21 protein-coding genes are annotated in these 24,009 nt (G+C 57.2%); 13 read left to right on the top strand and 8 right to left on the bottom strand.

What is annotated here, in order from left to right; translation table 11 throughout:
* The first annotated feature begins 40 nt into the window (after nucleotides 1-40).
* On the top strand, nucleotides 41-772 hold the full coding sequence (locus tag ABUK12_RS20075) for a helix-turn-helix transcriptional regulator (protein ID WP_410013460.1): 732 nt from the start codon (nucleotides 41-43) through the stop codon (nucleotides 770-772).
* Between the two features lie 202 nt (nucleotides 773-974).
* On the opposite strand, the gene ABUK12_RS20070 is transcribed toward ABUK12_RS20075, so the two are convergent.
* A complete protein-coding gene (locus tag ABUK12_RS20070) occupies nucleotides 975-1,604 on the bottom strand; it encodes an acyl-homoserine-lactone synthase (RefSeq protein ID WP_410013459.1) in 630 nt (209 codons plus the stop codon).
* A gap of 222 nt (nucleotides 1,605-1,826) precedes the next feature.
* On the opposite strand from ABUK12_RS20070, the gene ABUK12_RS20065 reads away from it, so the two are divergent.
* Nucleotides 1,827-2,495, top strand: coding sequence for a carbapenam-3-carboxylate synthase domain-containing protein (locus tag ABUK12_RS20065; RefSeq protein WP_410013458.1), 669 nt, complete (start codon nucleotides 1,827-1,829; stop codon nucleotides 2,493-2,495).
* 254 nt (nucleotides 2,496-2,749) lie between these two features.
* Complete coding sequence (locus ABUK12_RS20060; protein WP_410013457.1) at nucleotides 2,750-3,649, top strand: SDR family oxidoreductase; 900 nt, start codon at nucleotides 2,750-2,752, stop codon at nucleotides 3,647-3,649.
* A gap of 60 nt (nucleotides 3,650-3,709) precedes the next feature.
* On the opposite strand, the gene exbD is transcribed toward ABUK12_RS20060, so the two are convergent.
* Nucleotides 3,710-4,135, bottom strand: coding sequence for a TonB system transport protein ExbD (gene exbD / locus ABUK12_RS20055; protein ID WP_410013456.1), 426 nt, complete (start codon nucleotides 4,133-4,135; stop codon nucleotides 3,710-3,712).
* A 3-nt stretch (nucleotides 4,136-4,138) separates the two neighbouring features.
* Nucleotides 4,139-5,095: a tol-pal system-associated acyl-CoA thioesterase gene (gene exbB, locus ABUK12_RS20050; protein ID WP_410013455.1), complete on the bottom strand. Its 957-nt coding sequence runs from the start codon at nucleotides 5,093-5,095 to the stop codon at nucleotides 4,139-4,141.
* Between the two features lie 426 nt (nucleotides 5,096-5,521).
* Here exbB and metC point away from each other — a divergent pair, with 426 nt between their 5' ends.
* The gene (gene metC / locus ABUK12_RS20045) at nucleotides 5,522-6,748 is read left to right on the top strand and encodes a cystathionine beta-lyase (RefSeq protein ID WP_410013454.1); all 1,227 of its coding nucleotides are present in this window, start codon (nucleotides 5,522-5,524) and stop codon (nucleotides 6,746-6,748) included.
* 90 nt (nucleotides 6,749-6,838) lie between these two features.
* The gene (locus tag ABUK12_RS20040; protein ID WP_410013453.1) at nucleotides 6,839-7,504 is read left to right on the top strand and encodes a DedA family protein; all 666 of its coding nucleotides are present in this window, start codon (nucleotides 6,839-6,841) and stop codon (nucleotides 7,502-7,504) included.
* A 26-nt stretch (nucleotides 7,505-7,530) separates the two neighbouring features.
* On the opposite strand, the gene ABUK12_RS20035 is transcribed toward ABUK12_RS20040, so the two are convergent.
* Nucleotides 7,531-8,400 carry an AraC family transcriptional regulator N-terminal domain-containing protein gene (locus ABUK12_RS20035; RefSeq protein WP_410016727.1) on the bottom strand — a complete coding sequence of 290 codons (870 nt, stop codon included), beginning with the start codon at nucleotides 8,398-8,400 and terminating at the stop codon, nucleotides 7,531-7,533.
* 291 nt (nucleotides 8,401-8,691) lie between these two features.
* On the opposite strand from ABUK12_RS20035, the gene dkgA reads away from it, so the two are divergent.
* A complete protein-coding gene (dkgA, locus tag ABUK12_RS20030) occupies nucleotides 8,692-9,522 on the top strand; it encodes a 2,5-didehydrogluconate reductase DkgA (RefSeq protein ID WP_410016726.1) in 831 nt (276 codons plus the stop codon).
* A 113-nt stretch (nucleotides 9,523-9,635) separates the two neighbouring features.
* Here dkgA and ftsP read toward each other — a convergent pair whose 3' ends face one another.
* The 3 genes from ftsP to parC all read right to left on the bottom strand — a co-directional run bounded on the left by ftsP (nucleotide 9,636) and on the right by parC (nucleotide 14,257).
* Nucleotides 9,636-11,048, bottom strand: coding sequence for a cell division protein FtsP (gene ftsP, locus ABUK12_RS20025; protein WP_410013452.1), 1,413 nt, complete (start codon nucleotides 11,046-11,048; stop codon nucleotides 9,636-9,638).
* 5 nt (nucleotides 11,049-11,053) lie between these two features.
* On the bottom strand, nucleotides 11,054-11,806 hold the full coding sequence (locus tag ABUK12_RS20020; protein ID WP_410013451.1) for a 1-acylglycerol-3-phosphate O-acyltransferase: 753 nt from the start codon (nucleotides 11,804-11,806) through the stop codon (nucleotides 11,054-11,056).
* A 162-nt stretch (nucleotides 11,807-11,968) separates the two neighbouring features.
* Complete coding sequence (gene parC, locus ABUK12_RS20015) at nucleotides 11,969-14,257, bottom strand: DNA topoisomerase IV subunit A (RefSeq protein ID WP_410013450.1); 2,289 nt, start codon at nucleotides 14,255-14,257, stop codon at nucleotides 11,969-11,971.
* Nucleotides 14,258-14,480: 223 nt separating this feature from the next.
* Between parC and ABUK12_RS20010 the strand changes: the two genes are divergently transcribed.
* From ABUK12_RS20010 to ABUK12_RS19980, 7 genes are all read left to right on the top strand, one after another.
* Complete coding sequence (locus ABUK12_RS20010) at nucleotides 14,481-15,062, top strand: NAD(P)H-dependent oxidoreductase (RefSeq protein WP_410013449.1); 582 nt, start codon at nucleotides 14,481-14,483, stop codon at nucleotides 15,060-15,062.
* Between the two features lie 42 nt (nucleotides 15,063-15,104).
* Nucleotides 15,105-15,416 (top strand): putative quinol monooxygenase, encoded by a 312-nt coding sequence (locus ABUK12_RS20005; protein ID WP_162366350.1) that lies wholly within the window; start codon nucleotides 15,105-15,107, stop codon nucleotides 15,414-15,416.
* 288 nt (nucleotides 15,417-15,704) lie between these two features.
* Complete coding sequence (locus ABUK12_RS20000) at nucleotides 15,705-17,225, top strand: sugar ABC transporter ATP-binding protein (RefSeq protein WP_410013448.1); 1,521 nt, start codon at nucleotides 15,705-15,707, stop codon at nucleotides 17,223-17,225.
* An 8-nt stretch (nucleotides 17,226-17,233) separates the two neighbouring features.
* Nucleotides 17,234-18,220, top strand: coding sequence for an ABC transporter permease (locus ABUK12_RS19995; RefSeq protein WP_410016725.1), 987 nt, complete (start codon nucleotides 17,234-17,236; stop codon nucleotides 18,218-18,220).
* Nucleotides 18,221-18,449: 229 nt separating this feature from the next.
* Entirely contained in the window at nucleotides 18,450-19,805 is a 1,356-nt protein-coding gene (glpT, locus tag ABUK12_RS19990; RefSeq protein ID WP_410013447.1) for a glycerol-3-phosphate transporter, read from the top strand.
* A gap of 254 nt (nucleotides 19,806-20,059) precedes the next feature.
* Nucleotides 20,060-21,130 (top strand): sugar ABC transporter substrate-binding protein, encoded by a 1,071-nt coding sequence (locus ABUK12_RS19985; RefSeq protein ID WP_410013446.1) that lies wholly within the window; start codon nucleotides 20,060-20,062, stop codon nucleotides 21,128-21,130.
* Nucleotides 21,131-21,140: 10 nt separating this feature from the next.
* On the top strand, nucleotides 21,141-22,391 hold the full coding sequence (locus tag ABUK12_RS19980) for an LVIVD repeat-containing protein (protein WP_410013445.1): 1,251 nt from the start codon (nucleotides 21,141-21,143) through the stop codon (nucleotides 22,389-22,391).
* Nucleotides 22,392-22,684: 293 nt separating this feature from the next.
* Here ABUK12_RS19980 and mtnK read toward each other — a convergent pair whose 3' ends face one another.
* Nucleotides 22,685-23,884 carry an S-methyl-5-thioribose kinase gene (gene mtnK, locus ABUK12_RS19975; RefSeq protein WP_410013444.1) on the bottom strand — a complete coding sequence of 400 codons (1,200 nt, stop codon included), beginning with the start codon at nucleotides 23,882-23,884 and terminating at the stop codon, nucleotides 22,685-22,687.
* Nucleotides 23,885-24,009: the final 125 nt, after the last annotated feature.

Raw genomic sequence — 24,009 nt, 5'->3', positions numbered from 1 at the left:
CAGATCATTAACTAAACTCAGCTAAAATGATGAGATTCATATGCTTCTTACTGCAAATTCAATCAGGAAAAATGAACACAATCTTATCATTAAAAACATTAGCGATACTATTTTTCGTGAATTTCGCTTTCCGGCGCAAACCCGGTTTGCCTACGCCGTGATTAACAAAAGATACCCGAAGCCGCCGGTTATCTACTCCAACTATCCGGAAAAATGGATAGAGAAATATATCAATATGACATTATATAAATACGATCCCGTTGTCTTATTGGCGCGAAAAAGCATCATGCCCTTCGTGTGGGATGACAAAACGCCATTATTCAATAGTAGCGCCTATAGTAAAATTTTCTCGGCCGCGAAAGAATATAATATCCTCAGCGGTTATACTTTCCCACTGCACGATCATGAAAATAATCTGGCAACCTTAACCCTGTACGCGGAGGAAGAATGCGCGCTTCTCAAACAGCGCATCGAGGAGCATAAAAGAAATATCCAGCTGCTGCTGCTCTCCGTCCATGAGCAATTTATGCTCATACATCCCTATCATGCGCTGCCTGAGAGAGATGAAAGAACGTTAACCACCCGGGAAACCGAAGTCCTTCGCTGGGCAAGCCTCGGGAAAACCTATGGCGAGATTGCCATCATCATGGGCATAACGGAGAGTACCGTTAAATTCCATATCAGTAATGTCATTGTAAAACTTGGCGTAGTGAATGCCAAACACGCCATTAAAAAGGCATCTGACCTGCAACTGTTGAATACCCATGAATAATTGCGGCGGCGTCAAGGCAGCGGGCAATGACTGGCGCCGTCATCATCGGGAAATCGTTATGAATAATGGCGGTGGACATTGTCATGCCATGGTTACAGACCCATCCCGACCGTTACCTATTATCATCTTATTTAATTGAAACGACATTGACAATAAAACACTTAAAATAAACCCTGGCATGACCCATGATGCACCTAAGCGCTCAAAGATAAATAGGCCATTTTTTCAGATAACTTCCCTCACAATAATAATGACGGCGTATATATTTGATCAACGCGTCCTGGCTGTCTTCACCGATGCCGAGACGCAGCAAATATACCGGCTCTTTTTTTTCCGATAATCCGGTACTCTCGATCGCTATATTCCAGCCGCTCCGCTTAAGAATGGTATACATTGATTTACTGCATACCGTCATTATTGCCTGCTTACCAAGCATTCGGGCATAATTCACCATCCCCAGGAACAGCAAATGGCAAAACGGCAGCTTTGTCTCGGCAAGGTCCTTTACCCGCCCTTTATCAACAAAAAAGCGGCTGGACTCAATCAAGGCACCGTCTTCAGGCGCCTGATAATTAAAAAAATCCTTAAAAGGGCCCGTAATCATATTCGGCTGGTCCATGGTTATGAAACGCACGCTGCAGACGATTTCACCGCCATAGCATCCTAATAAATAATGGGTGTGTTCATTATCATAGCCGTCAAATTCCCGGTCTCCGACGCAGGTGACCTGCCAGTCCAGGCGATCCTTGAAGGTTTTTTTACGCAGCAGATATAATTCATCGAGTTTATCATTGATAATATCCTGGTACTTAACACTAATTAAATTAAACATAGTCCACCCTTTTATGATTATATATTAATGCTCTTTGATTTAACTTAATACAAAGTTAATTTATGGTATCAGTTAAGAAAAGCCCTAACAACCTGTACTAAAGTACAGGCAATAACTGTACTTAATACTAGCTTTTTACCCGTATCGATAACGTGTAATGTCTTTGCAACCGGTTATTTTTTATAACAGTAATTAGCATAATTAATAGTTACAAGAGGGTGTATGAGCAATCGTTTTTGTGTCATCCTTAACCAAGGAAATAATATCTTAACCATCACATCACGTCCGCACGGAAAAATACATCGGTTAAGGCAAGGCCAATTATTTATCGGTGACGGCACACCCTATAAGACGTATAATCAGGGAGATGAATCATGGCATATTATCGGCCATATCGACAACCTGCCGCTGCTAAATTACTTATTATTCAATTATTACCCCTCCGGCGCCGATCCGATCAGCGAAGAGATCATCAGCCTGGCGGTGAAGCGCCACGGCATGAGCATCATTGCGCTGCTGAAAGGTGATTTTTGCATTATCCATGAAGACGCGGAAGGTAACCTTACGCTGGTATCAGAAGAGGAAGACGAGTGGTGCGCGCCGGCGGGCGCTGATACCATCGCGGGATCCGCCGCGATAAAAGATGAAGGCCCCTGCACGCCGGCGGGCGCGTATTCGTTCTACAGCGCGAACGGCAACACAAACCATTGCGACGCCGTGCCGGCATGCCTGAGTCCCGCGGGCGAATATTTGGGGCAGCGCCGTATATGCGTCACACGCTGGCGCGAGCACAATTTACATTTTATCCGCAGCTTCCGCAGCCGCGTGGACCCGGGCAGCAGGAGTGTTAACAGCGACAATCCGCCTGATGCCAAGGGTTATTTTTTCTAGACCTTGATCATTATTACTCTCTTATTTTTTTGAATAAAAACCCGGGTAATTTTATTAATTTATAGCATGGTAATTTAGCCAATTGGAACATATCCATTAATTTTAAATAAATATTAATGCACCTGTTGGCATTTTTATGATTATTTATAATTGAGATTAAAATAATCGCTCAAAATTTTTATATTCGACAAATCCGGAAAATCAACTAGGCTTAGGTTTAAATAGGTATGCTTATTATTTAAAAGGAGAGAAAGATGGCTGATTTTGATCAATATACCATGCGTAATCCCGTGACCCAATATACCCGGGAGGACTTTCCTGAACAACGCCAGGACGCGCCCGGACTACAATCCGACATGACCCCGGTTCCTGATTGCGGTGAGCAAACCTATCGCGGCAGCGGCCGCCTGGCCGGACGCAAGGCCTTGGTTACCGGCGCTGATTCCGGCATCGGACGCGCCGTGGCCATCGCCTATGCCCGGGAAGGGGCGGATATCGCCCTGGCATATCATCCCGATGAACATAAAGACGCCGAACAGGTAGCGGAACTGATTAAGGAAGCGGGACGCAAAGTATTTATGCTGCCCGGTGATTTAAGCGACGAGTCGGTAAATGTCAAAGTGGTGGAAGATGCGTACAACCAACTGGGCGGCCTGGATATCCTGGCGCTGGTGGCCGGGAAACAAACGGCGGTGGAGGATATTGCCGATCTGACGACCGAACAGTTCCGCAAAACGTTTGAAACCAATGTTTTTTCACTGTTCTGGATGACCAAGGCGGCGTTGCCGTACCTGCCCGCCGGCGCGTCCATCATTACCACCTCGTCCATCCAGGCCTACCAGCCCAGTCCGTCGTTACTGGATTACGCGGCCACCAAAGCCGCCATCCTGAACTTTACCCGCGGACTGGCTAAACAGGTCGCCGCCAAAGGCATCAGGGTTAACTGCGTGGCGCCCGGCCCCATTTGGACCGTATTGCAGGTGTCCGGCGGACAGCCCACCGAAAAGCTGCCTTCATTCGGCACGCAGACCCCGCTTGGCCGTGCCGGTCAACCCGCCGAACTGGCGCCCATCTATGTCTATCTGGCTTCGCAGGAATCCAGCTACGTCACGGCCGAAGTCCACGGCGTCACCGGCGGCAATCACTTAAGCTAACCGTTCCATGGCGGGCCAGGCCCGCCAGCACCGGCTCAAAGCCGCCGAATTCACAGCAGCCTAGCGCTTGCCGCCGGATTCCGCCCCAACCAACCCCACCTTGAAGTACCCTCCCTGGCGCAGGTTATCCATTACCGACATCAAGGTCTCGTAATCAACGCTTTTATCAGCCTGGAAAAAAATCGTGGTGTCTTTATTGCCCTGGGTCAGCGTATCCAGCGACGTCGCCAGGTTAGCCGGTGTGACGGGTTGATCACCGAGGAACAACTGCTTATCCCCTTTTACCGACAGGTAAACCGGCTTTTCCGGACGCGGCTGCGGGGCCGCGGTGGAGTTGGGCAAATCCACCCGGATATCCACCGTTGCCAGCGGGGCGGCCACCATAAAAATAATCAACAACACCAACATCACGTCGATAAACGGCGTCACGTTGATATCGTGCATCTCCCCGTCGCCGTCAATGTCTTCATTCAAGTGCATTGCCATCGCTTAACCTATCCGAAACTTTGCCACGGCATGCGCGCTTTGACGCCCGGCGCTGGCGGCCAGATCCAAATCACGGCCCAATAACAGGAGAACCTGCGCGGCGCAATCTCCCACCATGGCTTTATAGCCGGCGATAGTGCGCGCAAAAATATTATAGATAACCACGGCGGGGATAGCGGCGAACAGACCGATGGCCGTGGCCAGCAGCGCCTCGGCAATGCCCGGCGCCACTACCGCCAGGTTAGTGGTCTGGGTATGGGCGATGCCGATAAAACTGTTCATGATGCCCCAAACGGTGCCGAATAAACCGATAAACGGCGAAATGGCGCCGATGGTGGCCAGAAAACCGTTGCCTTTACCCATCGCGCGGCTGGTGGCCGCGACGCTGCGTTCCAGCCGGAAGGCGACACGCTCTTTAATGCCGTTGCTGTCGTTAGACTCGGCGGAGAGATCCAGCTCATTTTGCGTCATGGCCAGCAGCCGGCCGGCGACGCTGGCTTCTTTAAATGCCGCCGCGGCCGAAAAAGCCTCGTCCAGGCTCTTCACCTCCGCAAGCGACGCCATCTCGCGGCGCAGCCGGCGTTTCGCCGACGACAGTTCGGCGCTTTTACCAAAAAACAACGCCCAGGTGATGATGGAGGCAATCAGCAGCCCAATCATCACGGTCTTGACCACCACATCGGCATGCTGATACATACCCCATACCGACAGATCCATCTGCGGCAGCAACCGCTGGCCGGAGGCGTCGACAGGTATCGCCTGCGGCAACCTTTGCGGCGCGGCGACGGCGGCGGTTCCCATCGGCGCGGGGGCGGTATCCGGCGCGGCGGCGGCGGCCGGCCCTGTCAGGCCAAATACCATTAGCGTCGCGACGGACATGCCACGCAACACTGCGGATAATGAATAAGCACGTCGCTGCGCCCTTTGGGACAGGACCTGGACCCGTTGTAAAACAGCCATTTTCACGCTGCGCCTCCACCTAAAACTTTGCTAAAAAATAATCCAGCCAGAATGATAGCAAACAGAACGGGAATTGATAGTGGTTCTCATTATTATTTGTATCAACCATTCTTGCGCCACCGACAACCCGCGATAAAATTTATCCTGCGCTCATCAACCTAATAACACCTCGCCGTGGAAAATAACGTTATTAACACTTCGGTTAAAGAACCGTTCAGTTCCCGCACGCGCGGGTTACGGCGGCGGCGGCGCTTATGCCGGATCCCTCTTTTTAAATCAAAATTAATATTATTATAAATCGTTTCAGCCCGGCCAAAACGCCTGCCGCCGCGGCGTATTCATGTTAACGTAGCACAGCGAACACCGGCGTCATTGCGCCGGTGGACCCTTCAGTACAGACAATCAGTTAAAGGCGTAGCGTGGATAATGAAGGCTAAGAAAATCGAGACGGCGTTGATTACCGCCGGCAGGGATAAAAAATATACCCAAGGGTCGGTCAATGCGGTTATCCAGCGGGCCTCGTCGTTGGTCTTTGACTCGGTCCAGGCGAAAAAAAAAGCCACCGCCGGACGTGCCCAGGGCGAGCTGTTCTATGGCCGGCGCGGAACGCTGACCCATTTTTCCCTGCAGCAGGCCATGGTGGAACTGGAAGGCGGGGCGGGATGCGCCCTATACCCCTGCGGCGCGGCGGCAGTGACCAATGCCATTCTCTCGTTCGTCTCGGCGGGCGACCATATCCTGGTTACCGGCTCAGTCTATGAGCCGACCACGGATTTTTGCCGCCATATCCTGGGCAAGCTGAATGTCGCCACCACCTGGTTCGATCCGCTGATAGGCGCCGGGATCGCCGCCTTAATCCAGGAAAACACGCGGGTGGTATTCCTGGAATCGCCGGGGTCCATCACCATGGAAGTACAGGATATCCCGGCGATCGTGAAAGCCGTTCGCGCGATCAACCCCGATATCGTGATTATGCTGGATAATACCTGGGCGGCGGGCATTTTGTTGCCGGCCCTGGAACTGGGCGTGGATATTTCCATCCAGGCCGGCACCAAATATATTATCGGTCACTCCGACGCCATGCTCGGCACGGCGGTCGCCAACGACCGCTGCTGGGATCAGTTGCGCGAACAATCGTATTTGATGGGCCAGATGGTGGATGCCGATAGCGCGTATATGGCCGCGCGCGGCCTGCGCACCCTGGGCGTGCGTCTTAAGCAACACGCCGAGAACGGCATGCGGGTAGCCTCCTGGCTGGCCGGCCGGCCGGAAGTGGCGGTGGTCAACCATCCGGCGTTGCCCAGCTGTAAAGGCCATGCGTTTTTTGTCCGTGATTTTACCGGCGCGAGCGGACTGTTCTCTTTTGTGCTGAAAGCGCGTCTGAGCCAGGCGCAACTGGAGTATTATCTCGATCACTTCATCCATTTCAGCATGGCTTATTCATGGGGTGGTTTTGAATCGCTGATCCTGGCCAACCAGCCCGAGGACATCGCGGCTATCCGCCCCGCCGGCGGAGTCGACTTTACCGGCACCCTGGTCAGGCTACATATCGGCCTGGAAAATACCGATGACCTTATCGCCGATCTTGCCGCCGGTTTCGCCAGGATTGAGGAAGCGTCTCATCGCGCATACCCGGGATCAGGTCTAAAATAGTTAATAAATATTGTCTGATTGCGTACGCGATCGAGGACAGACAGGGATGTTAACGTTAAGCTGCCAATAAAATGAGATAAGCAGGTAGAGATGAGCGTATTACATGAGATTATCCGCGCGCTTTGGCAACAGGATTTCGCCGCCCTGGCAAATCCGCGGGTAATCGGGATAGTTTACTGTGTGATGTTCGCCACCCTATTCCTGGAAAACGGATTGCTGCCGGCCTCGTTTTTACCCGGCGATAGCCTGTTGCTGCTATCGGGCGCCATGGTGGCGAAGGGGGTGATGGCGTTTATACCCACCCTTATCATCCTTACCGTGGCGGCAAGCCTGGGCTGCTGGTTCAGTTATCTGCAGGGCCGCTGGCTCGGGGATACCCGTATTGTCCGCGGCTGGCTGCTGCACCTGCCCGCCCATTACCATCAGCGCGCCTACGCGATGTTCAATCGCCATGGCCTGATGGCGCTGCTGGTCGGCCGTTTCCTGGCGTTTATCCGCACGCTGTTGCCCACCATGGCGGGAATTTCCGGCTTAAGCAGCACCCGTTTCCAGCTGTTTAACTGGTTAAGCGCCCTGATATGGGTCGGCACGCTGCTGACGCTGGGATTCGCCATCAGCCATGTGCCCTTGGTAAAACACCATGAAGACCAGGTGATGATGATCCTGATGGTGCTGCCGCTGGTATTGCTGTGCAGCGGGCTGGTAGGCACGCTGGTGCTGCTGCTGCGCAAACGCAAGGTCAAGGATGCCGCCTAGCCCCCTTTTTCTCCTCCCGGCGGGGGTTATATCTGCAACGCCGGGTTATGTCCCGGCACGCGCACGCGCGCCACGTCTTCCCGGGGCGAGATACCGAAATAACGTTTAAACTCCCGGCTGAACTGCGAGGGGCTTTCATACCCCACCTGCATGGCCGCGGTACCGGCGTTCAGTCCGTCATGCAGCATCAGGATGCGCGCCTTATGCAGCCGGTAGGTTTTCAGGTATTGCAAAGGCGAAGTGCTGGTCACCGCTTTGAAATTATGATGGAACGCCGACAGGCTCATATTGACGTCCGCCGCCAGTTGCTCGATGGTCAGGTTATCGGCAAACTGCCGTTCAATTTTTTTCAGGATCTTGGCGATCTGGTTAAAATGCGATTGCCGGTTCGCCAGGGCGTACAGCGCGTCGCCGCATTCGCCCTGCAGCAGGTAATACAAAATTTCGCGCACCACGGCCTGCCCCAGCACCCGCGCGTCCAACGGCTTATCCATAATATCCAGCAGGCGTTCGGCGGCACAAAATAATTCTTCGGTCAGCGGCGCGGCGTTAATGCCGCTTGACCGGGGGGTAACCGGCCTGAACTGCGCATCGTCCCCCATATCGATAATCAAATCCTGCAGCATCAGGGTATCGACGCCAATAAACAATCCCACCAGCGGCTCTTCCCGCGAGGCGAACGTCTCGCATTCGAACGGCAGCGGCACGCTCAGCAGCAGATATTGGCTGGCGTCGTAAACAAAGGTTTTGCCGCCGAGATAACCGGTTTTACGGCCCTGGAACAGGATAATGATGCCCGGCTCGTACATTACCGGGGTGCGGGCATAATAGGCGTCGGCATGCAGCAGCTTCACATGGGGAATGGTCACGGCCTTGTTCTCCCGCAACAATTGCATGGCGCGCAGCGACAAACGGGTACAGAGGGATTGATTTTGCGTCATGGCAAGGTTCTCTTGTTTGTACGATCCTACAGGTATAGTGCCTTTTTTTACTCCTTTTCTATAGTCTTTTGGAGAAACAGGCAAATAGCGGACAGGAATAAGCATTGAGTCCCAGCCGTGGGATGATCACAATGGAGGGGTACTCACGCCACGCAACACCGCAATTTCTACTAGAATAACTGATCTCGCCACGTGAGATCCCTGCCGGCCTGAACGGGACCGGCGCATGGAAAGTAAGGAGAAATGATGTCGACGCAACCTACAGTAAAATTTCATGATGGACGTACCATGCCACAGCTCGGGCTGGGCGTTTGGCAGGCCAGCAACGAAGAAGTCCTGAAGGCGGTGCAGGAAGCGCTGAAAGTCGGTTACCGCTCTATCGACACCGCGGCCATTTACAAGAACGAGACCGGCGTCGGCGAAGCGCTGCAGGCGGCCGCATTGCCCCGTGAACAGCTGTTTATCACCACCAAGCTGTGGAACGCCGATCAGACGGTGGCGCCTAAGGCGCTGGAAGAAAGCCTGAAGAAGCTACAGCTTGATTATGTCGATCTGTATCTGATGCACTGGCCGGTACCCTCGCAGGATACTTATGTCCAGGCCTGGCGCGATATGGTCAAGCTGAAGGAGGAGGGACTGGCAAAAAGCATTGGCGTTTGTAATTTCCATGCTCCTCATTTGCAGCGCCTGCTGGATGAAACCGGGGTTACGCCGGTGATTAACCAAATCGAACTGCATCCGTTGCTGCAACAGCGCGAACTGCGCCAATGGAACGCCGCCCACGATATCCTGACCGAATCCTGGAGCCCGTTGGCCCAGGGCGGGGAAGGCGTTTTTGACCAGGCAATTATCCGCAAGCTTGCGGAAAAATACGGTAAAAGCCCGGCGCAGATCGTGATCCGCTGGCATCTCGACTCCGGCCTGGTGGTGATACCGAAATCGGTAACGCCGTCGCGTATCAAAGAGAACTTCGCGGTGCTGGACTTCAAGCTGCAGCAGGACGAGTTGGACGCCATTGCCCAACTGGACTGCGGTAAACGACTGGGGCCAAATCCGGATACGTTTGTGAAACCCTGATAAGCGCCGGTGGGCATGACTGGCCTGGTCATATTCGCTCCGGGTCCCGCCGGGATCCGGAGGGTGGCTTACATTGCCGTGAGCCGCCGCAGTCGTATGGCCGGGCCGGCAATTTAGCCGGGACTGACGGTAAACTGGCCGGCGCAGCCGCGATCGGCCATTTCCAGCGTCTGGCTATAATACAGGAACGGGAAATGGTCGCCGGCCACCTGCGGAAACCAGACCATCAGCTCCACATCGCCGTCGACCCATACCGTATCCTTCCAGCCGCGGTCTTCCGGCAAGGGCGAATTGCCATTGACCCGCTTGATCAAAAACGCCACGCCCTGGATATGGAATGACTGCGCCGTCTCGGCGTGGATGATCCAGCGCTCAAAGCTGCCTTGCAGCGCCCGGAAATCGGTGCGGTTCATATCCCACATGGCGCCGTTGATTTCAGGCTGGCTGCCCCCGAGATGAAACTCCCGCGTGCGGGTGATATTGCCGTCGATCACCTGGTCCGACAGCAGCCGCATCGGCAGGTTATCGGTGACCAGCGGCAGCAGGCCGGTGGGTTTGAGCGTCAGCACAATGGTTGAGATCAGGATCGACGAGGGTTCAAAAAAACCGCGCACCCGATCCATAATGCCCGCCGCCGCGCCGGCGGTGATCGCCACTTCTTCGCCTTTCGACATATCAATCAGGATTTCGCGCCGCTCGCCGGGGGCAAGCGAGAGTTGGCTTACCGGCACCGGGGCCGGTAAAAACCCCTGATCGCCGGCCACCACCTGCATGGTGCGTCCGTCGCTCAGCTGCAGCTGGTAGCGCCTGGCGTTCGAGGCGTTAAGCAGCCGCAGGCGCACCCAGCCCCGGGAAACCTCCACGAACGGACTCTGGGCGCCATTGGCCAGCAGGGTGTCGCCGAAAAAACCGCCGTTGGCCGGCGGGTTATAGACTGGGGCGCCAAAGTTATCCAGGCGCTTATCCTGGATGATGACCGGGAAATCGTCCACGCCGTAATGATTAGGCAGAGGTGAGGACTTACTGACTTCATCTTCCACCAGCCAAAGCCCCGCCAGGCCGTTATAGATATGCGGCGCCATGCGGTTGGGGGTGTTGGCGTGATACCAGCAGGTGCCGGCCGGCTGGCGGATGGGGATAACCGGCGACCAGTCGACGCTGGCCGACATCATGCGCGGGGCGCCGCCCATCAGCGAGCCGGGCACTTGCAGGCCGCTGACCGTCATGGAAACCGGTTCGTTAAGACGATTGTTATAGATGAGCTTAACGTCGTCGCCGTTGTATACCCGTACCGTCGGGCCAAGGTAGCCGCCGTTGATACCCCAGGTGGCGGCGCGCCTGCCGGGCATAAACTCCCAGTGCGCCCGTTGCAGCGTCAGGAACAGCGGCTGTCCCCGGCGCGATTCCAGCAACGGCGGAATGGGCAAGGCGGTCGGTTGCCCGGCGGCCCGCGCCCTCAGCGGCAGCGCGCCGGCGCATAACGCAATCCCCGATGCCTGGATAAACTGACGCCTGTTGAATGACATAGCCGTTACCCGGCCTTTTGCGGCGCCGGACGCCCTTCGCGCTGGGCCACTTCCGCATCCAGCTCCGCCAGTTTGGCCGCCATGATATCGCGGCAGTGCGCGGCCAGTTCGCGCACCTGATCGCGCCCATAAGGCGTGATATCCACCGGCGGCAGAATTTCCACGATCACCAGGCCGTTGTTCCAGCGGTTCAGCCTGATCTTACCGTTGGACGTATTGGAGACGCAAATCGGCACCACCGGCACCCCGGCGGCGATGGCCGCGTGGAACGCGCCCATTTTAAACGGCAGCAGCCCGCGGCCCCGGCTGCGGGTGCCCTCCGGGAACATCCAGATGGATATGTTTTTTTTCTTTATCTGCTTAACGATTTCAGCAATGGTGCCGTGGGCGCGCGAACGGTTTTCGCGATCGATAAGCAGATTGCCCGTCAGCCAGTAAAGCTGGCCGAAAAAGGGAATCCACAGCAGGCTTTTTTTACCCACCGTCACCGTGCGCGGCTGCACCATGCTCGCGGCGGTCACCATGTCATAATTATTTTGATGATTGGCGATATAGATGCAGTTTTGCCGGGTCACCAGCGTTTGGGGGTAACGCAGTTCGACCTTCAGGCCGAGGATGGGAGCCATTCGCCCGAACATCCGGCCGAAAGTGGCGACATGACGTGGGTTTCTCGGGCTGAACAGACAATAAATCAAGCCAAATACGCAAATACAAATAGAAAGCAGCACCACCACAATGGTACGAATAATCGCTAGCATATTAACCTCTTAACCATCAGCCGCCGCTAGTATACCGGCTTCATGACAAAATACACGGTTATTCCCCGTACGGCGCTGATAACATTTAAGTCAAACCGCGGCCGGCTGACCTCAACGCCGCCGGGGGCCCGGCGGAAAAGCGCGGGCCCAACGGCCGGACCGCTACTGGTCCGGCAGCGCGGCCTGGCCAGGATCGGCCGCGGCCAGCGGGTCGTCTATCTCAATGCGGTCGATACGCTGCAGGCCGCGGGGCAGTAGCGTTCCTTTCCGTCCCCGTTCGGCGCGATATTTTTGCAAGTCCTCCGGTCGCAGGGTTAATTTGCGTTTGCCGACATATAGCGTAGCCGATCCCTTGGTGGACAACAGCAGCATCCAGACCAGGCGATCTTTGCCGGCGGCCGCGTCGGCCGCGGCAATCGAGACAATTTTATTGCCTTTGCCCTTGGTAAGCTGCGGGAGATCGCTTACCGGGAACAGCAGCAGCCGTCCCGCCTCGGTAATCACCATCAGCAATTGCTCGATCTCATCATTCACCCAGAGCGGCGGCATGACCCGGGCGTTTTCCGGCAGGGTCAGCATCACCTTGCCGGCGCGGTTGCGGGCCACCAGATCGTCGAAGGTGCAGACGAACCCGTATCCGGCATCGGAGGCCAGCAGCAGTTTCTGCTGGTCGGTGCCGGTCAGCATCTGCTCGACGGTAGCGCCGGGCGGCAGCGTCAGCTTGCCGGTTAACGGCTCTCCCTGCCCTCTGGCCGATGGCAGCACGGACGGCTCCAGCGCGTAGCTGCGCCCCGTGGAATCGATAAACACCACCGGCTGGTTGCTTTTGCCGCGGGCGGCGGAAAGGAAGTTGTCGCCGGATTTATAGTTCAGCGCGCTGGGATCGATATCGTGCCCCTTGGCGCTGCGCACCCATCCCATGGTGGACAGGATGATGGTCACCGGTTCCGACGGCGTCAATTCGTTTTCGCTCAGCGCCCTGGCCTCGCCGCGCTCAACCAGCGGCGAGCGGCGGGGATCGCCGTAGGCGGCGATGTCCGCCTCGATCTCTTTCTTCAGCAGATTGCTCAGCTTGCGCTCGGAGGCCAGGATGCCCTGCAGCTTTTCGCGCTCTTTTTCCAGCTCCGCCTGCTCACCGCGGATTTTCATCTCTTCGAGTTTAGCCAAATGGCGCAACTTTAATTCCAGGATGGCGTCGGCCTGGGTCTCGCTGAGCGCAAAGCGCTGCATCAATTGCTGTTTCGGCTCATCCTCGGTGCGGATGATATGGATGACCTCATCCAGGTTAAGGTAGGCCACCAGCAGCCCCTGCAGGATATGCAGGCGGCGCAGCACTTTTTCCAGCCGGTAGTTCAGGCGGCGGCGCACCGTGTCGCGGCGATACACCAGCCATTCGGTGAGGATTTCCAGCAGGTTCTTGACCGCCGGACGGGCGTCAAGACCAATCATGTTCATGTTGATGCGGTAGCTGCGCTCCAGATCGGTGGTGGCGAACAGATGATGCATCACCGCCTCCAGGTCGACCCGGTTGGAACGCGGCACCACCACCAGACGGGTGGGATTTTCATGATCCGACTCGTCGCGCAGATCCTCCACCATCGGCAGCTTCTTCGCCCGCATCTGGGCGGCGATTTGTTCCAGCACCTTGGCGCCGGACACCTGGTGCGGCAGCGCGGTAATCACCGCCTCGCCGTCCTCGATTTTCCACAGGGCGCGCATGCGCACCGATCCGCGTCCGCTTTGGTAGATTTTGCGGATATCCTCGCGCGGGGTAATGATTTCCGCCTCGGTGGGATAATCAGGCCCCTTGACATGGTCCAGCAACTGCTCAAGGGTGGTTTTCGGATTGTCCAGCAGCGCGATAATCGCGGCGCCGACCTCGCTGACATTATGCGGCGGGATATCCGTGGCCATGCCGACGGCGATGCCGGTGGTGCCGTTAAGCAGGATATTGGGCAGCCGCGCCGGCAGGGTTTTCGGCTCCTGCAGCGTGCCGTCGAAATTAGGGGCGTAATCCACGGTGCCCTGGCCGAGCTCGCCGAGCAGCAGCTCGGCGTATTTGGACAGCCGGGACTCGGTGTAACGCATGGCGGCGAAAGACTTGGGATCGTCCGGCGCCCCCCAGTTGCCCTGGCCGTCCACCAGCGGATAACGATAGGAAAACGGCTGCGCCATCAGCACCATGGCTTCATAGCAGGCGCTGTCGCCGTGGGGATGATATTTACCCAGCACATCGCCTACGGTACGGGCCGACTTTTTATATTTGGCGTTGGCGTTTAGCCCCAGCTCCGACATGGCATAGACAATACGGCGCTGTACCGGCTTGAGGCCGTCGCCGATAAACGGCAGCGCGCGATCCATGATGACGTACATGGAATAGTTAAGGTAGGCATTCTCGGTAAATGTATGCAGCGCCAGGCTTTCCGCGCCGTCATGAGCCAAATCACTCATTGATTGTTGTTTCCTCTCACCGCGGTATGGTCTGGGTAGCTAGCCATACCCTTTGGTTTGGTGGTAATAGTCCATGATACTACCCTATCCGGCCCCCGGCTGTCACAGGGCTTGATGGCGCGGCTTTATTGCGCCGCGGACAAAAATGTTGTGCGTCAGGCGCCCTGTTTCATTTTGTCCGCGCGGGCTACACTGCCGTTCAATCTATTTAAGGCAGGATAAAATGAAAAACGTCTTTATTATTAACGCAGGTAAAAAATTCGCCCACTCCGAGGGCGCCTTAAACAACACCATGGCCGACGTGGCCGCCACGTTCCTGACGGAGGCTGGCCTGAACACCCGCGTGACGGTGGTGGACCAGGGTTACGACAGTGAACGCGAGGTGGACAATTATCTTTGGGCGGACGCGGTCATTTACCAGATGCCCGGCTGGTGGATGGGACAGCCCTGGATCCTGAAAAAATATATCGACGAGGTTTTTACCGTCGGTTACGGGCGCCTGTATGCCAGTGACGGGCGCACGCGTTCGGACAGCACGAAAAAATACGGGTCCGGCGGCCTGATCCAAGGCAAAGGCTATATGCTGTCGCTGACCTGGAACGCTCCGCTTGAGGCCTTCACGGACCCGGATCAGTTTTTCGAGGGCGTGGGCGTGGACGGGGTTTACCTGCCGTTCCATAAAGCCAACCAGTTCCTCGGCATGTCGATGCTGCCGACCTTTATCTGTAACGATGTCATAAAACAACCGCAAATTGAGCGGGATATCATAAAATATCGCGAGCATCTCGGCCGCGTCTTTGGTTAACTAGTGTCGACCCGAACTACCCATCCAAAAACTGAGGAATCGATGATCACGGTAATTGCAGAAATCAAAGTGAAACCGGGACGAAGAGAAGCGGTTTTAGCCGCCATCCAGGCACTCCGGCCCAACGTTCTGGCGGAAGACGGTTGCAGCGAATATACCTTGCTCACCGACTATAAGGCGCAGGTGCCCTGGCGCAAAACCGCCCCCGACTCCATTTTCATGCTGGAGCAGTGGAAAAGCATCCGTCATCTCGAGCAGCACCAGCAGGCGCAGCATATGGACGATCACCGCGCTCATATCCGCAACGACGTCATGGACGTGACTTTCCATATTCTGGAAAGACGCACCGATTGATTTTTGCCGGGCAGCCCCGCGCGGCTGTCACCGATAATACCAGGCCGGCAGTGACCTGCGATGCGGGGCAACTGCCGGATTATCTCCTCGCCGGTCCATCAATGTTTGCCCTCTGCCCCGCCCATGGGGGATTCAAGGGCGTCAGCGCGTCGGCAGGGATAAAGATCAAGACCGTTTTTATGTAGCTTATGCTTTTTCCGTTATTGCCAAAACACCCCTGTTGATGAAATATTCCGTCATTATGGAATAACGGTCCTTTATGGCGTGTCGGAAAAAATCCCCGTGCTCATGTCTACACCCAGGCCCAAAGAGACGTCCCGCCTGGAAATGCGTCATATTTCCATTGCCTTCGCCGGTTTCAGGGCATTGGACCAGGTCGACTTCACCCTAGAAGGCGGCTCGGTGCACGCGTTGATCGGCGCTAACGGCGCCGGCAAATCCACACTGATGGCCATCCTGTCCGGCACCCACGCCCATTACCAGGGCGAGATCCTGATAGACGGCGAACCGGTGGATCTGCGCTCGCCGCGCCAGGCCAAGCTGCAGGGGATCCATCTGGTGCAGCAGGAAGTGGATGTGGCGCTGGTGCCGACGCTGACGGTGGGGGAAAATATCATGCTGGACAGGCTGGCGGAACGCGGCCAGCTGTGCCACTGGCCCCGGCTCTACCGGCAGGCGCAGGCGCTGCTCACGCAGCTGGAGGTCAATCTTGACGTGCGCCTGCCCGTCGGCCGTTGCACGCTGGCGGAAAAACAGCACATCCTGCTGGCGCGGGCGTTGTCCCACCGCTGCCGTTTCCTGATCCTCGACGAGCCCACCGCGCCGCTCGATCTTGCCGAAAGCGAGCGGCTGTTTGCGGTGACCCGACGTTTGCAGGCGGAAGGCATCGGCGTGGTGTTTATTTCCCACCGCATCCACGAACTGGCGCAAATCTGCGATAGGTTAACGGTGCTGCGCGACGGCAGGCGGGTCGGCGACGGCCCCATGGCCGGTTTGACCAGCGCGCATATCATTGAAAAAATGCTCGGCCATCCCCTGGACGCTATTTTCCCGCCGCCGCGTCCGTCCGCCGCCAGCCCGATCCTGCTGCGGGTGGAGGGACTGCACGATGAAAGCCTGCTGCGCGATATTTCCCTTTCGCTTCGCCGGGGTGAAATCCTGGGGATAGCCGGCCTGGCCGGCGCCGGTAAAACCGAGCTGTGCAAGGCGTTGTTCGGCGCCTCGGCCGCCGGCGTCGCCTACGGCGAACTGAACGGTAAACCCTGGCGCCCGACGACGCCTTATGACGCGGTAAGGCGGGGGCTAGCCCTGGTGCCGGAGGAACGGCGCAAAGAGGGCATCTTTATCCACGAAAATATCCCCATGAATCTGAGCGTCTGCGCAGATGATACGTTTACCCGCTGGGGCTGGTTCAGCGCCGGCCGGGCGCGGCGCTTCGCGCAGCAGGTGGTGGATCGCCTGGGCATTCGCGCCAGCGGACTGGATCAACAATTGCTGCGCCTGTCGGGCGGCAACCAGCAAAAAGTGGCCATCGGCAAATGGCTGCGCGGCCACGCCGAGGTGCTGATCTTCGACGAACCGACCAAAGGCGTGGATATCAAGGCCAGGCAGGATCTGTTTGTGCTGATTGACGGCCTGGCGCGCCAGGGCAAGGGCATTATCTATGCCTCGGGCGAGTTTTCCGAGCTGCTGGGCCTGTGCGATCGGATTTGCGTGATGTGGGACGGCCGTATCGTGGCGCAGCTGGACGCGCGCGCCACGGATGAGGAAACCCTGTTGTTATATTCAACCGGAGGTACGCTCCCGTGAGCAACAACCTGTTCGTAAAGGCTGGCGCGCTACCCTGGCGCCACCGTTTGTTTGAATTTTTATACCGTTGGGGGATGCTGCTGACGGTAGTGGCGCTGGTGGCGCTGTTCGGCCTGGCCTCGGATAACTTTCTCGATCCCAATAATATCGTCAATATCCTGCGCTCCATCGCCATTGTCACCGTGATTGCCATCGGCGTCTCCCTGTCGCTGGCGGTGGGCGGTTTCGACCTGTCGGTGGGGTCGACCGCGTCGCTTGCCAACGCGCTGGTGATGTCGATGTTTGTCTGGCATGGCCTGGAGACCACGCAGGCGATAGTGCTGACCCTGGCCGCCTGTACGCTGGTGGGACTGTTCAACGCCTTTCTGATCGTGGTGCTGAAAATCCCCGATATGCTGGCGACCCTGGGATCGCTGTTTGTGGTGCAGGGCGTCGCGATGACCTACAGCTTCGGCGGCTCCATCACGCAAAATATGGTGCTGCCGGGGGGCGATATGGCGGAAGGCGAGATTCCGGCGGTGTTTTCCACCCTGGGCCAGGTGCCGGTCATCGTGATTATCATGCTGGCGGTCACGGTGGTGGTGCAGCTCGGTTTATCCCTGACCAAGCACGGGCGCCGGATGTACGCCATCGGCGGCAATCCGGAAGCGGCGCGGCTGGCCGGCATCCGTACCGCGCGTTACCGCATCCTCGCCTACGTTATCTCATCGTGGCTTGCCGCGCTGGGCGGCATTTTACTGGCCTCGCGCATCGGGTCTTCCCAGGTGAACGCCGGAGGCGGCTACCTGATGGACGCGGTGGCCGCGGCGTATATTGGCTTTTCCCTGGCGGGATCCGGCAAACCCAACGCCTTGGGCACGCTGGTGGGCGCGGTGATCCTGGGCGTATTGCAAAACGGCCTGGTCATGATGTCGGTACCCTACTATGCGATGGATATCATCAAGGGCCTGGTGCTGGCCGCGGCGCTGGCCATCACCTATATCCAGCGCCGCTGACGCAAGGTGGTGTTGCCGTCGCGCGCCGGGCAGACCGGCGGCATAACCCTATTAATGTAAGTGTTTCTATCAGATTCCCGCAGCATTCTATCAAAAACGGAATATCCCTCCCGACGCGGGTCGCGTAATACGTGGCCCATGCGCGACTTTGCCCCGCCGCTCCGGCCATACTTCGGTTGCCTGAATAAAAGTATAGGCAGGTCATTTTTTCAACATCACCGGAGACGAAATGCTACGTTTGTTCAAACCCGCCGCCCATCAGCCCCGCGTACCCGATCAACGGGTTGATCCCCTTTACCGCCGCCTGCGCCGGCAGCTGTTTTTAGGTATTTTTTTCGGCTACGCCGCGTATTATTTGGTGCGTAAAAATTTTGCGCTGGCGATGCCTTACCTGGTTGAGCAAGGCTATAGCCATGGCGACCTGGGCGTTGCCTTCTCAGCCATTTCCATTGCCTACGGCATATCCAAATTCGTCATGGGTTCGGTGTCGGATCGGTCCAATCCCCGGGTATTCCTGCCGGCCGGGCTGTTACTGGCCGCCGCGGTGATGCTGTTTATGGGGCTCGTGCCCTGGGCGACCTCCAGCATCGCCATTATGTTCGCGCTGCTGTTTGCCTGCGGCTGGTTCCAGGGCATGGGCTGGCCCCCGTGCGGGCGCGTCATGGTGCATTGGTGGTCCCATAAGGAGCGCGGGACCATCGTCTCGGTATGGAATTGCGCCCACAACGTGGGCGGCGGCATTCCGCCGCTGCTGCTGCTGCTGGGCATGATTTGGTTTAACGACTGGCACAGCGCCCTGTATATGCCGGCCGTGGCCGCCATCGTCGTGGCGGTGGTCGCCTACGCGCTGATGCGCGACACGCCCCAGTCCTGCGGGCTGCCGCCGATAGAGGAATACAAAAACGACTACCCGCCGGAATATGATAAACACGCCGCCGAACAGGAGCTGACCACACGGCAGATCCTGCAAAAATATGTCTTCCCCAATAAGCTGCTGTGGTATATCGCCCTGGCCAACGTGTTTATTTACCTGCTGCGCTACGGCATTCTCGACTGGTCGCCGACCTACCTTAAGGAGGTAAAGCACTTCACGCTGGATAAATCCTCCTGGACCTATTTCTGTTATGAATATGCCGGTATTCCCGGCACGCTGCTGTGCGGCTGGATGTCCGATAAAGTTTTCAGGGGCAATCGCGGCGCCACCGGGATGTTTTTCATGGTGCTGGTCACGCTCGCAACGGTAGTGTACTGGCTTAATCCGGTGGGCAATCCCGGCGTGGATATGCTGTGCATGCTGATGATTGGCTTCCTGATTTACGGTCCGGTGATGCTGATAGGGCTGCACGCCCTGGAGCTGGCGCCGAAAAAAGCCGCCGGCACCGCCGCCGGTTTTACCGGCCTGTTCGGCTATCTTGGCGGCTCGGTGGCGGCCAGCTCCGTGGTCGGCTATACGGTGGACTATTTCGGCTGGGACGGCGGATTTATGATAATGATCGGCGGCTGCGTCCTGGCCGTGCTGTTGCTGGCGCTGACCATGTTCGGTGAAAAACAGCACCGCCGGCAGCAGGCGGCGGCGAACGCCTGACCGGCATCACTTCTGCGCGGCGTAGTCCGATGATACGCCGCGTTTTTATCCCCTGGGTGGCCCACCGCACGCCAATCATCCCCAAACACACGAAATGGCATAACATCTGCCAAAAAGTCATAACGGAAAACATTTCTTATTACGCGCGCGCTGGCTATGATGCAATGCCGGGCCGAATAGACATCCAGACATACAGGCTTCTATCTTATGCCCCGGCGCCCACGCTTATCCTATTTACCCTCATGGAGCCGTTGATGAAAAAATTATTCTCCCCGCTGCTGGCGCTGGGCCTGCTGGCAGGCCTGCCAGCCTTCGCCGCCGCGCCCGCGCCCGTGCCCGCCGCCATCGCCCAGCATAACGGTCCCATCCGCATCGCGGTCATCCGCAACCTGGGATCGGATGACAATACTACACAGTTTGTCTCGGGGGTCATCGAGGAGGGGAAAAAGCTGGGTTTTAAGGTCAGTACCTTTTTAAGCAACGGCGACGATGCCCGGTTCCAGGATTTTGTTAACCAGGCCATTACCCAGAAATACGACGGCATTATCCTGTCCCAGGGACGGGATCCTTATTCCACCGAGCTGGTCAAACGCATCACCGCCAGCGGTATAGCGGTGTCGGTATTCGATACGGCGGTTAACGACGTGGTGCCGGGCGTAACCGTCACCCAGCAGGATGACGCATCCCTGACCAGGGAATCCTTCGGGCAGTTGATCAAGGACTTCAACGGCAAGGCCAATATCATTAAATTATGGGTGGCCGGCTTCCCGCCCATGGAGCGGCGCCAGGCGGCCTATAAAGCCCTGCTGCAGGACAATCCCGGCATTCATGAGCTGGAATCCATCGGCGCGGTGTCGTCGGATGTGCAGGGCGATACCGCCAATAAGGTCGGCGCGGTGCTGGCCAAATATCCCAAAGGTAAAATCGACGCTATCTGGGGCACCTGGGACGCCTTTAGCCAGGGAGCCTATAAGGCGCTCAAGGAAAACGGCCGAACCGAAATCAAGCTGTACAGCATCGACATTTCCAACCAGGATCTGCAATTGATGCGTGAATCGGACAGCCCCTGGAAGGTCAGCGTGGCGGTGGATCCAAAGCTTATCGGCAAAATCAACCTGCGCCTGGTGGCCAATAAAATAGCCGGCGCGCCGACGCCCGCGACCTATGAATTCCGCGCCGCCGTTATCCCCCAGGCGCTGCTGGCCAGCCAGCCGGGGACGGTGAATATGGCGTCGCTGGCGACCATTATCCCGGGCTGGGGCCGGGCGGACGACTTTGTCGCGCCCTGGTTTGCCACCCTTGAAGCCGTTCACGCCAAAAAATAAGGGCATACCGATGGCAGATAAGCAACTCCCCGTCCCGGAATACAGCCGCAATATGCGGCTGCTCAGCCATAGCGACCAAGGGGGTAGACCCGACGGCGTGCAGGTCATGGTGCACCGGGGCTACGCCTACATTGGGCATATGGTGTCGCAAGGCGTATCCATTGTGGATGTGCGCGATGTCAAGCATCCGAAACCCGCCGGTTTTATCGCCGCGCCGCCCGGTACCTGGAACGTGCATTTGCAGGCCCATGACGACCTGCTGCTGGTGATTAATGCGCGCGATTTGTTTGCCGACGCGCGTTTTGCCGATGAAAAAGTCTATTACACCCGCCAGGTCAACGATACCGTGAGCCAAGGCCCGGCGGATCGCGACTGGAGCGCCGGTTTACGCATTTTTGATATCAGCGTTCCCGACAGGCCGCGGGAAATCAGCTTTTTATCCCTGGACGGCATCGGCATTCACCGCATCTGGTATGCGGGCGGGCGCTGGGCGTATGTGTCGGCCCTGTTGGACGGCTACAGCGATTATATTTTCCTGACCATCGATTTGGCCGATCCCGCCCGTCCCGCGGTAGCGGGAAAATACTGGCTGCCGGGCATGCACACCGCCGGCGGCGAACAGCCGGATTGGCCACAGGGCAAACGCTATGCGCTGCACCATGCCATTGTCAGCGGCGATACCGCCTACGGCAGCTGGCGCGACGGCGGCCTGACACTGCTGGATGTCAGCGATCGCACGCGACCGGCATTGATAAGCCACCGCAACTGGAGTCCGCCGTTTGGCGGCGGCACCCATACCGCCCTGCCCCTGCCGGACCGGGATCTGCTGATCGTGCTGGACGAAGCGGTGCTGGATAACCAGGAAGACGGCGAGAAACTGATTTGGGTCTTTGATATCCGCGCGCCGGCGAACCCGGTGAGCATCGCCACCTTCCCGCAGCCAAACGAAGCGGATTACGTGCGTAAAGGCGCGCATTTCGGTCCGCATAACCTGCATGAAAACCGTCCGGGCAGTTTTATCAGCTCGACGCTGATTTTCGCCACTTACCAGAATGCCGGGATACGCGCCTATGATATCAGCGATCCCTATCATCCGCGGGAAACCGGCGCGCTGGTGCCCGCGCCGCCGGCGACGCTAATGGATAAACGCCCCGGCAGGCCGAAGGTCATACAGTCCTGCGATGTCTTTGTGGATGCCCAGGGCATTATCTACGCCACGGATTACAACGCCGGGCTGTCGATTATCGAATATTTGGGCTGAGGATAAAGTACCAGCGGGCGTTCGCGGGCTGGGTCCGCGAACGCCGCACAGCAATAGCGGGAAAAAACTCAGAAGATTAATTTGAACACGCCGGTGAGGGTTAACAGACCAACAATAAAGATAATCGCAATAATCCACAGAAAAATTTTCATTCCCTTTTCCTTCTCGTTTGGGTTGTCATCGTTTAGCGCTTAAGTCGATGAAATCGTTATATCAGTATAGAAGAAGAAAACAGGAATGCAGGCCACCCGCAAGAAAAAATACGCATCATTGCGGCGGCCCGGTCCGGCGGCTCAGCCGTTCTGCCTGATGCGGGCCAGCAGCGCGTCGACATCGGGAATATGCGCCGCCGCCAGAATCAGCGTTTTGCCCAGGCTCAGCGCCTGGCGCTGGCATTGATGGCGCATTGCTTCGTCGGTGATGGTATCCAAATCCGCGACATGGGCAAAACCGATAGTGCGCCGGATTAGCTCGGTGCCGCAATATCCCACCGCATCCGTCCAGACCTGCTGCAGGAACCGCCGCGCATAGCCGGGCTCGGCCAGCATGATATCCCGGCTTTTTTCAACAGCCAGACCCAGGAACCCTTCGGCGAACGCCTGCCACAGCGCGCGCACGTCCCTAAGGCGCTGCTCGCGGGCGTCCGCCGCCTCGCGCAGGGCCAGCAGCCCCGGCAGGCCGCAGTAATTGAGCAGCAGGTTGCCCATGGCGGTGCCGAGATCAAACCCCATCGGGCCGTAATAGCCGAACTCGGCGTCTATTACTTTTAGCCGGCCTGCGGCGACAAAGATCGACCCGCTGTGGACATCGCCGTGCAGCAACGCCTGTGCCTGGCTGAGGAAGCGATGCTTTAAACCCGCCACCGCCGCCTTCAGCGCGCTGTCGCCCTGTATCGCCGCCACCTCGTCCGTAAGCGACGGCGGGAATGCATTGCGCTCATGGGTGATATAAGGATCGGTAAAAAACAGATCTTCGGTGATCTGGCACATCTCCGGATTAGTGAAACGGCTGACCTCCGCTTTTTTGTGCTGGGGACGCTGGTAAAAATCCGAGGTATGGAATAGCGCCTGCGCCAGATATTCGCCCAGCTGGCCGGCGGCCTGGGGATAAACAGCGCCGTTGATCAGTTCACGGCGCCAGATGCTATGGTCGGAGAGATCTTCCTGAATCATCACCGCCAGGTCCGCGTCGTGGTGCAGGATGCGCACCGTGTGCCGCGGGCAGAACGCCCCGTGGATGAGCAGGGTTTCCGCTTCGATCCTGGCGCGATCGAGCGTCAGCGGCCATGATTCGCCGACGCAGCGCACATAAGGCAGCGCCTGCTTGACGATGACCCGGCTGACGCCCTGGCTGTCCAGGATTTTAAATACCAGGTTCAGGTTGCCGTCCCCGACCTCTTCGGCGGCCACCAGGGCATCCGGTTGATCCACGCCGGCATAATGGCGGGCATAATCCACGGCGTCGGCGGCGGTGAGGGTATGGTAAACAGACAAGGCGCACCTCATACAAAGGGAATTAAGGCCGTAAAGGCGTAAAAGCATGTAGACGTCTATACATCTTCCCGTCATGTTGGCAGAATAGCCATTAAGTTGCAATAACCTAAAAGGGTCTTAACGAT

It is taken from the genome of Sodalis sp. C49 (genome assembly GCF_046352915.1).
In the GTDB taxonomy this organism is placed as follows: Bacteria; Pseudomonadota; Gammaproteobacteria; order Enterobacterales; family Enterobacteriaceae; genus Acerihabitans.
Note: the sequence above shows the minus strand (reverse complement) of the source record. Positions and strands in the feature narration are given on the sequence as shown.

Bases quoted from the DNA above. Each gene is read 5' to 3' on its own strand.
- ABUK12_RS19980 (WP_410013445.1), top strand. From the start codon at position 21,141: ATGGCAGATAAGCAACTCCCCGTCCCGGAATACAGCCGCAATATGCGG.
- ABUK12_RS19985 (WP_410013446.1), top strand. From the start codon at position 20,060: ATGAAAAAATTATTCTCCCCGCTGCTGGCGCTGGGCCTGCTGGCAGGC.
- ABUK12_RS20060 (WP_410013457.1), top strand. From the start codon at position 2,750: ATGGCTGATTTTGATCAATATACCATGCGTAATCCCGTGACCCAATAT.
- ABUK12_RS20020 (WP_410013451.1), bottom strand. From the start codon at position 11,806: ATGCTAGCGATTATTCGTACCATTGTGGTGGTGCTGCTTTCTATTTGT.
- ABUK12_RS20035 (WP_410016727.1), bottom strand. From the start codon at position 8,400: ATGCAATTGTTGCGGGAGAACAAGGCCGTGACCATTCCCCATGTGAAG.
- exbB (WP_410013455.1), bottom strand. From the start codon at position 5,095: ATGGCTGTTTTACAACGGGTCCAGGTCCTGTCCCAAAGGGCGCAGCGA.
- glpT (WP_410013447.1), top strand. From the start codon at position 18,450: ATGCTACGTTTGTTCAAACCCGCCGCCCATCAGCCCCGCGTACCCGAT.
- ftsP (WP_410013452.1), bottom strand. From the start codon at position 11,048: ATGTCATTCAACAGGCGTCAGTTTATCCAGGCATCGGGGATTGCGTTA.
- ABUK12_RS20040 (WP_410013453.1), top strand. From the start codon at position 6,839: ATGAGCGTATTACATGAGATTATCCGCGCGCTTTGGCAACAGGATTTC.
- exbD (WP_410013456.1), bottom strand. From the start codon at position 4,135: ATGGCAATGCACTTGAATGAAGACATTGACGGCGACGGGGAGATGCAC.
- metC (WP_410013454.1), top strand. From the start codon at position 5,522: ATGAAGGCTAAGAAAATCGAGACGGCGTTGATTACCGCCGGCAGGGAT.
- parC (WP_410013450.1), bottom strand. From the start codon at position 14,257: ATGAGTGATTTGGCTCATGACGGCGCGGAAAGCCTGGCGCTGCATACA.
- dkgA (WP_410016726.1), top strand. From the start codon at position 8,692: ATGTCGACGCAACCTACAGTAAAATTTCATGATGGACGTACCATGCCA.
- ABUK12_RS20000 (WP_410013448.1), top strand. From the start codon at position 15,705: ATGTCTACACCCAGGCCCAAAGAGACGTCCCGCCTGGAAATGCGTCAT.
- ABUK12_RS20075 (WP_410013460.1), top strand. From the start codon at position 41: ATGCTTCTTACTGCAAATTCAATCAGGAAAAATGAACACAATCTTATC.
- ABUK12_RS20065 (WP_410013458.1), top strand. From the start codon at position 1,827: ATGAGCAATCGTTTTTGTGTCATCCTTAACCAAGGAAATAATATCTTA.
- ABUK12_RS20005 (WP_162366350.1), top strand. From the start codon at position 15,105: ATGATCACGGTAATTGCAGAAATCAAAGTGAAACCGGGACGAAGAGAA.
- ABUK12_RS20070 (WP_410013459.1), bottom strand. From the start codon at position 1,604: ATGTTTAATTTAATTAGTGTTAAGTACCAGGATATTATCAATGATAAA.
- ABUK12_RS20010 (WP_410013449.1), top strand. From the start codon at position 14,481: ATGAAAAACGTCTTTATTATTAACGCAGGTAAAAAATTCGCCCACTCC.